General features: G+C 60.7%; 6 protein-coding genes and 1 tRNA gene. 5 read left to right on the forward strand and 2 right to left on the reverse strand.

Translation table 11 applies throughout. The features are described from left to right. Nucleotides 1-178: 178 nt before the first annotated feature. Entirely contained in the window at nucleotides 179-670 is a 492-nt protein-coding gene (locus HMPREF2605_RS02020) for a YajQ family cyclic di-GMP-binding protein (RefSeq protein WP_005508322.1), read from the reverse strand. A gap of 141 nt (nucleotides 671-811) precedes the next feature. Here HMPREF2605_RS02020 and HMPREF2605_RS02025 point away from each other — a divergent pair, with 141 nt between their 5' ends. The 3 genes from HMPREF2605_RS02025 (at nucleotide 812) to HMPREF2605_RS02035 (ending at nucleotide 2,218) form a co-directional block, all read left to right on the forward strand. Beyond that, nucleotides 812-1,198, forward strand: a complete 387-nt coding sequence (locus tag HMPREF2605_RS02025; protein WP_070846795.1) for a hypothetical protein — start codon at nucleotides 812-814, stop codon at nucleotides 1,196-1,198. Nucleotides 1,199-1,444: 246 nt separating this feature from the next. Continuing rightward, nucleotides 1,445-1,526, forward strand: a tRNA-Tyr gene (locus HMPREF2605_RS02030). Nucleotides 1,527-1,840: 314 nt separating this feature from the next. After that, nucleotides 1,841-2,218: a thioredoxin family protein gene (locus HMPREF2605_RS02035; protein WP_049353817.1), complete on the forward strand. Its 378-nt coding sequence runs from the start codon at nucleotides 1,841-1,843 to the stop codon at nucleotides 2,216-2,218. A gap of 89 nt (nucleotides 2,219-2,307) precedes the next feature. Here the strand turns inward: HMPREF2605_RS02035 and HMPREF2605_RS02040 are convergent, their stop codons facing one another. Beyond that, nucleotides 2,308-3,570: a DNA-3-methyladenine glycosylase family protein gene (locus tag HMPREF2605_RS02040; RefSeq protein ID WP_070846796.1), complete on the reverse strand. Its 1,263-nt coding sequence runs from the start codon at nucleotides 3,568-3,570 to the stop codon at nucleotides 2,308-2,310. Between the two features lie 221 nt (nucleotides 3,571-3,791). Here HMPREF2605_RS02040 and HMPREF2605_RS02045 point away from each other — a divergent pair, with 221 nt between their 5' ends. Then, complete coding sequence (locus tag HMPREF2605_RS02045) at nucleotides 3,792-5,630, forward strand: DUF2079 domain-containing protein (RefSeq protein WP_070846797.1); 1,839 nt, start codon at nucleotides 3,792-3,794, stop codon at nucleotides 5,628-5,630. Between the two features lie 650 nt (nucleotides 5,631-6,280). After that, entirely contained in the window at nucleotides 6,281-8,494 is a 2,214-nt protein-coding gene (locus tag HMPREF2605_RS02050) for a DEAD/DEAH box helicase (RefSeq protein WP_049353814.1), read from the forward strand. Nucleotides 8,495-8,829: the final 335 nt, after the last annotated feature.

Genomic DNA, 8,829 nt, shown 5'->3' on the forward strand with positions numbered 1-8,829 from the left:
ATGAATATGACTCGGCGTGACGATTGTGACCCGCGATGACGGGTCGGCAGACAAAAAATCCTCGGGGTGGCTACTGTGGAAGTAGCCACCCCGAGGATTTTTACGTTTTGGCTTCTAATCCTCTTTCCTCACCCATCGCGGGGCGGGGGGAGGGAGAATAAGAGAGTCTCGCCTGAGCTTAGCGGTAGTTGACGAACTGCAGGTCAACCTCAAGGTCAGCGGACTTGAGCATTGCAATGACTTCCTGCAGGTCATCGCGGGACTTGGAGGAGACGCGCAGCTCATCGCCCTGGATGTTTGCCTTCACGCCCTTGGGGCCCTCTTCGCGGATCATCTTGGAGATCTTCTTCGCCTGATCCTGCGCGATGCCTTCCTTGATGGAGCATTCGATGCGGGTTTCCTTGCCGGATGCGTAGGGCTTGCCGGAGTCCAGGGACTTGAGGGAGATGCCGCGCTTGACCAGCTTGGACTGGAAAACGTCGAGCACTGCCAGGGCGCGCTCTTCGGCGTTTGCCTTGATGAGGATCTTGTCGCCGGAGTAGTCGATTTCTGCACCTACGCCGCGGAAGTCGTAACGCTGGGAGATTTCCTTCTGCGCCTGGTGCAGTGCGTTGGAAACTTCCTGCTTGTCCACCTTGGACACAATGTCGAATGACGATTCGCTAGCCATGGGCTTTCCTTTCGTGAATGAGGTGCTACTGGCACCGGTTAGTACTAGCCTACCGGGTTGGGGCTCTTGTTCACAGCTAACTATCAGAAATACGGGCCTGTTTTACAGGCGTTACCAACCTTAAAAGAGGACAATAGAAATATGACCACTCCTAACCTGTCCGCAACGGACCTGCGCACGAGCGAGGAAGCTCGCGACCTGCAAACCCTCCTTTTCATCGATCTGCATACCTCTCTGGGTGCTGAGCCCGAGGGTATTCCTGAGGCGGAGCGTCTCAACGAATCTGACCACCACGAGATTCATCTTGACCTGCACGAGGAAGATGCTGAGCCTTCTCCCTTTGACGGTATCGGTATTACTCTGACGGAGCCTTCGCTGGTGGCGCGTTTCCGCGGTGTTCGCCGTGACCTGGAGCGTGAGATTGCCGGCGACATGTGCACCGTGGAGCAGGCGCGCCGCTACCTGGAGCACCTGGAGATTGTGCTTCTGCTCGAGCAGGATGGCGATACCCCTTCCCGTTCCTTCTAAAACTGCTGTAGGCGGTGGCTTTATTCACGGTTTTATTTGTGAGGTGAGAGCGCGGGCGCTGCAATAGATATGGATGCGTGGCGCGCCAGTGCTCTTGGCTCTTGAAGCTTTTGAGTGACGAGAAACGATAAATACGGCCAGAAATATAACCTTCGTCACAAAACCCTATGTGAAGTGTACAAGTCCCCAAAACTGCTGTAGAGTAGTCTCTGTTCGCGTGAGCGAGCAACTAGCACCTAGCTAGGCGGCAGGTTACCCGAGCGGCCAAAGGGGGCTGACTGTAAATCAGCTGGCACTGCCTACGGGGGTTCGAATCCCTCACCTGCCACAAATAGCCCGGTTACGAAAGTAGCCGGGCTTTTGTGTATCTAAAACCAAAATTTCACGACGGCTTCAGCGGCGGCGAGGCACAGCCTGCTGAGCTTCTCGGCAAAACTCTTGCAAGGCTTTCGGCAGTCCGGTGGGGTGCCTCCATCACCTGGCGCGGAACCTTTCGCGGGAGCCTCCGCGACACGCCCGTGAACCGGCTGAAACTGCCGCGGAAAGAGTCAACTATGACGGTAAGTTGTCATATCTTTCACAATGTTTGAATCCCAGGGCGAACAATTCGCGATTGGGGTCTAGAGGGTGTAGCTTTATCTCATGGCTACTATTGAAATTACTCAGCAGAACCTGACTGCTACCGTCGAGAGCAACGACATCGTCTTCCTGGACTTCTGGGCAGACTGGTGCGGTCCCTGCAAGCAGTTCTCCCCCGTCTACGAGGCGGCTTCGGAGAAGCACACCGACATTGTTTTCGGCAAGGTCGACACCGAGGACCAGGGCCAGCTCGCTCAGGCAGCAGGCATCACCTCCATCCCCACCATCATGGGCTTCCGTGGCGGTATCCTGGTTTACCAGCAGGCTGGCGCACTGCGCGAAGACCAGCTGGAGACCGTGATTGGTTCGATCCGCGAGCTCGACATGGACAAGGTCCGTGCAGAGATCGCAGCAGCAGAAGGCTCTGCAGAGAAGAAGTAAGCTCACCACCACAAAAGAGCTTGAACGGGGCGCACCCGCCGGTACAACCGGCTGGGGCGCCCCGTCCCTTTTAACCTCGTTAGGGTGCGTTAGCGGTCGCGATGGTCCTCGATAGTCATGCGCGCCCCGTATCGCTGCTTTGAGAAACCCGAGGCATGCATGAGCCGCACCAGACGCTGCCGATGCGGGCTGTAGGGTGCGAGCAAGGTGAGCATGCCCGCATCGTCGGTGCGCTTGCCGGTGAACAGCTCGCCGACCGCGTGCGCCAGGTGGTAGTCGCCCACGCTGATGGCATCCGGGTGCCCGCATACGCGCTGCAGAGCCTCAGAAATGCTCCACGGGCCCACACCGCGCACAGTGTGCAGGCTCCGTGCCAGTAACGCGATGTCACCGTTTGCCGCAATGTTTTTGAGAGACTCGGCGGAACGGGCGTAGGCGTACACGGCGTTGTAGCGGCTTTTATCCACGCCCGCCCGATGCCAATCCCAGCTCGGAATCGTCGCCAGGGTCCGGGCAGTGGGGTAGACGCGCATCCCCTCCGGTTGATGTCCCAACCCGGTCGAAGGAGCGGCGGAGCCGTACTTCCGCAGAACCCAGCCCAGGGTTCTGAACGCCTCGGTCTGGGTGATGCGCTGTTCCACAATGGCGTTGAGCATCTGCCGGTCCAGCTGGCCGGAGGCGCTGAGGCGAAGACCCGGATTCTGCCGCCACGCCTGCTGAATACGCGGCGGAAGAGCCTTAAAAGACGACAGCGCGCCGAACTGTTCGGCTGGGTCGTGCAGACCCAACCAGTACGTCATTTCCTGCGCCAGCGCCTGAAGGTCGGCTCGCGCCTGCATCTGCTGGTCAGCGGCGGCGTAGGAAGCCCAGATACGGATACGCACCGGGCGCATCAGTAGACGGTGCAGGGCAGGCAGAGCCGCCGGAAGCTTGGTTGCCTCCGCAACTCGTTCGATATACAGCACCGCCGGGAACTCATGAAAGGGCGTGCGGGTCGTCAACCAGATTCGTTCGGCGCCATCCGCGCGGCTCAGCGCACGATACGAAAGGTCCTGAGCCCCGCGGCGCAACGACCCCAAAGTCTGCGCCAACTGCACCGGAACCTGCGGCTCAATCAGAACCTCGCACGCCTCGGGAGCCAGAGCCCCCGGAAGAATCGAAGTAGCGGGGGAGAGAGCACGAACCTGGACGCGCGGCTGGTGAAGAACGGTAGGCTCCTGAAGAACATCCGTAAACGCCGGCGCATAGGGTACACCAGCGGCCGCCAAAGGATGCCGGACGCACTGCACACCCGCTCCAGGGTGGTTACCGGGGTTCGCGCCGCCGGGGATTGAAGAAGGAAACGTACTCACCCCACCAGTCTATGCGCCCAAACCGGGCAGTAGCATTCGGGGCAGATATTTGAAGAACAAGATACAAAAAGTGCAGGAAGGGCAGGCATACCGCTAATGCGATACCCTAAAGTAGAGCGAAAATGAACGCAAACTCCGCCACCGGCACAACACAGGCTATGCGTTCCGCCCGTTCACAAGGGCGCCCACGCCCGGACATACACCCCGAGAGAAGGACGCCTATGGCACCGGAAGCACATGACGCACCCTCGATGACTGACGCACCTGAAAAGAACGGCACCGCCACAGGCACGCGCCGCCAGCGTACCCTGAAACAGCCGCGTCAGTCCTTCGCCGAGCGCGTCAAGAGCATCCGCCCTCTCGAACTTCTGCCCGGCCTAATCCTCGCCGCCGCCGTCATGGCGCTGTACACCTACTATTCGCTTCAGCAGATGAAGCACTGGGTGACCCCCTCCTGGGATCTTGCGATTTTCACCCAGATGGCGCAGGCGTACTCGCACTTCTCCGTGCCCATCGTGCCCATCAAGGGACCCGACTTTAACCTCTGGGGTGACCACTTCCACCCGATTCTGGTGCTCCTCGGCCCCGTCTACGCGCTGTTCCCCTCACCGACCACGCTACTGGTCGTGCAGAACGCTATGGTTGCCTTCGCAAGCTTCGCGATTGTGCGTTTTACTCAGCGTGCCTTCGCGCTCGCCCAGAAGGCTGAAGACGCGCAGAAGAGCGAACCCGCGCAGAACGCCAAGCCCGTAAAGTATCAGGGCGTTATCCCCACCATTACCGGTTTGCTACTCGGCGCTGGCTTTGCCCTCAGCTTCGGCGTTCAGCAAGCAATCGCAGCCCAATTCCATGAGGTCGCCTTCGCCGTGCCGCTGCTCGCCATGAGCCTCGGCTACCTGGTGCTCGCCTCGCGTGTGAGCGGCACCGAACGCGCCCGCTACCTCGCATACGCCTGCTGGTGGTCCCTGCCTATCGCCTTCGTCAAAGAAGATATGGGTATCACCGTCGCAGCTATCGGCCTCATTATCTTTATCCGCAGCGGCTGGCTGAGCACCGCCGTCGACATTCTGATGCCGCGCCTCTCCGCAGGTACCCCCGCCCCCATGCGCACCCGCATGCAGCAGCTCTACTCCTCCTGGGCGCGCACCCCCGCCGTCGCAGAATCCACCATGGTCATGATCTGGGGCGTGTTCTGGTCCGTTGTCGCCATCTACGTGATTCTGCCCTACTTCAACAGCGGCGGTAACTTCGACTACGCCGACAAAGTGAACTTCTCCGCAGCCCTGGGCGACCCCTTCGGCTCGGTCCTGCAGATGCTCGGTAACAACACCAAACTGGCAACCCTCGGACTGCTCCTGATGACCGGCGCGCTCCTCTGGGTCATTTCACCGCTGGCGGCAATTGCCCTGCCGACCCTCGCCTGGCGACTGCTCTCCACCATGGAGTCCTACTGGGCAAGCACCTGGCACTACTCGCTCGTGCTCATGCCCGTCGTCTTCCTCGCCCTGCTCGACGCCGTCGTGCGTGTACGCTACGGCGTGGTTCCCGCCGCAATTCCGGTACGCTCGGCTGCGCGAGTAGCCGATAACGCCTCCGCCGAGGAATCCCAGGCCAACACCGAACCCGGTCGCCTCACCGCCCTGGCACGCCGCATACCCGTATGGGCTCTGCCCGCCGTGGCGCTCTTCCTTGCGGTATCCCCAATCTTTGTGGCAGGTTCCCAGCAGCCCCTCGCATCCCTAGGCAATGCGCAGTTCACCGCCTCCGCGCTGACCACCACCGACCAGATGAAGCAGGATGCCGTACAGAAGGTGCCCGAAGGGGCATCGGTCGCCTCTGACCTGTCGATTCTGACTCAGCTGATTCCCGGTCGCACCGTCTACTGGATCGGTCACACCGGTGAGCCCGCACCCGACTACGTGGTCATCGACCGCAGGAGCAACTCCTGGGGCGGCAACCCGCCGACCAACGCCGCACAGTACGCGGCCGACCGCTACGGCCATTCCTACGCTAAGTACGCGACCGTTGGCACCATCGATATTGTGCGCCGCGTAGACTAGCCCCTCGGTTCAGCGGCTCACTGAGCGCCCACCCCGCAAACGCTGGGGTGGGCGCTCGCCTTTAAGAGATGAGGTTTTAAGCACCTTTTTATAGCCCAAGCGGGGCCCCTACTGTACACTAGGTAGAACACGGGAACCCCCGATGAAGGTCTTGTGCGCACCCGGCACCCAAGGTGGTGCTGGAATTGTAGGTGCGCCGTACTCACCATCACCGATTGATACGCCCCACAAAAATGCGGTTCACACCGCTCACGCGGGCTTCTCTTAACGATCTCTGGTCCAGCCTCTTTGCTGCGTCTGCTGTAACAGACACACCACCGCCACAGAGCGGGAAGGCGAATCACCAGGAATACGTGACATTGCATGTGAGCATTACCCACCCTGTACACCCCTGAAAATGCAGGGACTACTGTGCGCTGAGCGCAGAGTACGACCAGGCGTGCGGATAATGTGCCGAGAAATTCAAGACCACCCCCAGCAAAAAGCCGCTACCCGTAGCATCCGCAGAACACCTCTGCAGAATGCGCCGGTAACGGAGGACCCCTGGACGCTCTACTCCCCAGGGGATGATGTGTGGCTGGGCCGTGAAGGGGACACCCGGTAAGCGCCGAAAAGCGTGCGCTATCCACCCCTACCGTATAGAGGAAAAATTGACTGAGAATACTGCTACCCCGGCCGAACTGAACGCCGAGGCAGAGACCGTTGTGACCGCCGAGAACATCACCGAGAACACCGTTGAGAGCCCTGCTGTAGAAGCAGAAGAAACCACCGCAGAAGCATCTGCAGAAACCGCTGCAGAAGAGACTGCCGCAGAAGCACCCGCCGAAAAGGCTGAAGAAGAAGGCGTACGCTTCACCGACCTGGGCCTGGACGCACGCGTCCTGGCAGCGCTGGAAGAGGTCGGCTACGAGAAGCCGTCCCCCATTCAGGAACAGACCATCCCCCTGCTGCTGGAAGGCCACGACGTGGTCGGTCTGGCACAGACCGGTACCGGTAAGACCGCAGCATTCGCGCTGCCGGCACTGTCCCGCATGGCTGAACTTGCCGACATTAACGGCGTCTCCCGCGATACCCAGGTTCTGGTCCTGGCACCCACCCGTGAGCTGGCTCTGCAGGTTGCAGAAGCCTTCTCCTCCTACGCAACCCACATGGAGGACTTCACCGTTCTGCCCATTTACGGTGGCTCCCCCTACGGCCCGCAGCTGGCCGGTCTGCGCCGCGGTGCGCAGGTCGTCGTCGGTACCCCCGGCCGCGTGATTGACCACCTCGAAAAGGGCTCCCTGGACCTGTCCAACCTGCAGTACCTGGTACTGGACGAGGCAGACGAAATGCTGCGCATGGGCTTCGCCGAAGACGTGGAGAAGATCCTCGAAGGCACCCCCGACAGCAAGCAGGTTGCACTCTTCTCCGCAACCATGCCCAACTCGATCCGCAAGATCGCTCAGCAGTACCTGAACGACCCCACCGAGATCCGAGTCAAGGCTAAGACCACCACCAGCGCAAACATCACCCAGCGCTACATGCAGGTCATGCACTCCCACAAGCTGGACGCAATGACCCGCGTGCTCGAGGTGGAGAACTACGACGGCATCATCGTCTTCGTGCGCACCAAGAAGGAAACCGAGGAAGTTGCCGACAAGCTGAAGGCACGCGGCTTCGCGGCAGCAGCTATCAACGGTGACATCCCCCAGCAGCTGCGTGAGCGCACCGTTGACGCCCTGCGTGACGGCCGCATCGACATCCTCGTGGCAACCGACGTGGCTGCACGTGGCCTGGACGTTGAGCGTATCTCCCTGGTCGTGAACTACGACATCCCCCACGACACCGAGTCCTACGTGCACCGCATCGGTCGTACCGGCCGTGCAGGTCGCGAAGGTGCCGCAATCCTGTTCGTCACCCCGCGTGAGAAGTACATGCTGCGTCAGATCGAGAAGGCAACCCGCCAGAAGGTCGAGCCGATGCACATGCCCACCGCAGAGGCAGTGAACGAGACCCGTAAGCAGCGCTTCGCACAGCAGATTACCGAGACCATCGAGTCTGAGGACCTGAGCTTCTTCCGCCAGATTATCGAAGACTACGAGAACGAGCACGACACCACCGCTGAGGACATCGCAGCCGCACTGGCTGTTATCGCCCAGCAGGGTCGACCCTTCTTCCTTGACGAGGAAGAGGACATCGCACGCAACTCCCGCCCCTTCTCCGACGACGATTCGGACCGCGGCGGCCGCAAGGCAAAGCGCGCACACAACGACGAGGGCATGGTCAACTACAAGCTGAACGTTGGCCGTTCCTCCCGCGTGACCGCAGGCGCTATTGTGGGTGCGCTGGCTAACGAGGGCGGCATTAAGGGCTCCCAGATTGGCTCCATCGACATTCGCCAGCACTTCACCATTGTTGGCCTGCCCGAGGACCTGCCCCGCGACTTCTTCGATCGCCTGCGCGACACCAAGATCGCTGGCGAGTTCATCAACATCCGCAAGGACAACGGTCCCAAGGGTGGCGGACGCGGCTTCGGCGGCGGCCGTCGTGAGGGCGGCTACCGTGGCAACCGTGAGGGTGGCCGCGACTTTGGCGGTCGCGATAACCGTCGCGAGGGCGGCTACCGCGGTAACCGTGACGGTGGCCGTGACTTCGGTGGCGACCGCGACTTCAAGCGTGGCAGCCGCGATTTCGGTGGCAAGCGCAATGACCGTGACTTCGGTGGTCGCGACTTTGGCGGCCGTGATAACCGCCGCGAGGGTGGCTACCGCGGTAACCGCGATGGTGGCCGCGATTTCGGTGGCCGCGATAACCGCCGCGATGGCGGCTACCGCGGTAACCGTGACGGTGGCCGTGACTTTGGCGGCCGCGGCAAGCGCTACTAAGATTCCGGCTAAGCCTGGATTTGCGGTATGAGGGGCTTGCTGAGGCTATCGGCTAGCAGCCTTGTCATCCGCATGTGATTCAAAGACCGGCAGGGGAGCGATGAGCTCTCCTGCCGGTCTTTATGTATTTGTGCGTTGATGTGTTTGCATCAGCTGTTGCGGTGGTGCCTGGTCAGTGCTGGAGCTCCTGGTCAAAGCTGGGCTCTCGTGCGGCAGTGTGGAGAACAAATAAGCATGAAATGTGGTGTATGCCATAGCTTCTCCGCTTGCGAGCATTCCTGAAGACCTGTATAGTTTTACCTGTTGCCCCGATAGCTCAGTGGTAGAGCGCCATC

The organism is Rothia sp. HMSC065C03 (genome assembly GCF_001837295.1).
Classification (GTDB): domain Bacteria; phylum Actinomycetota; class Actinomycetes; order Actinomycetales; family Micrococcaceae; genus Rothia.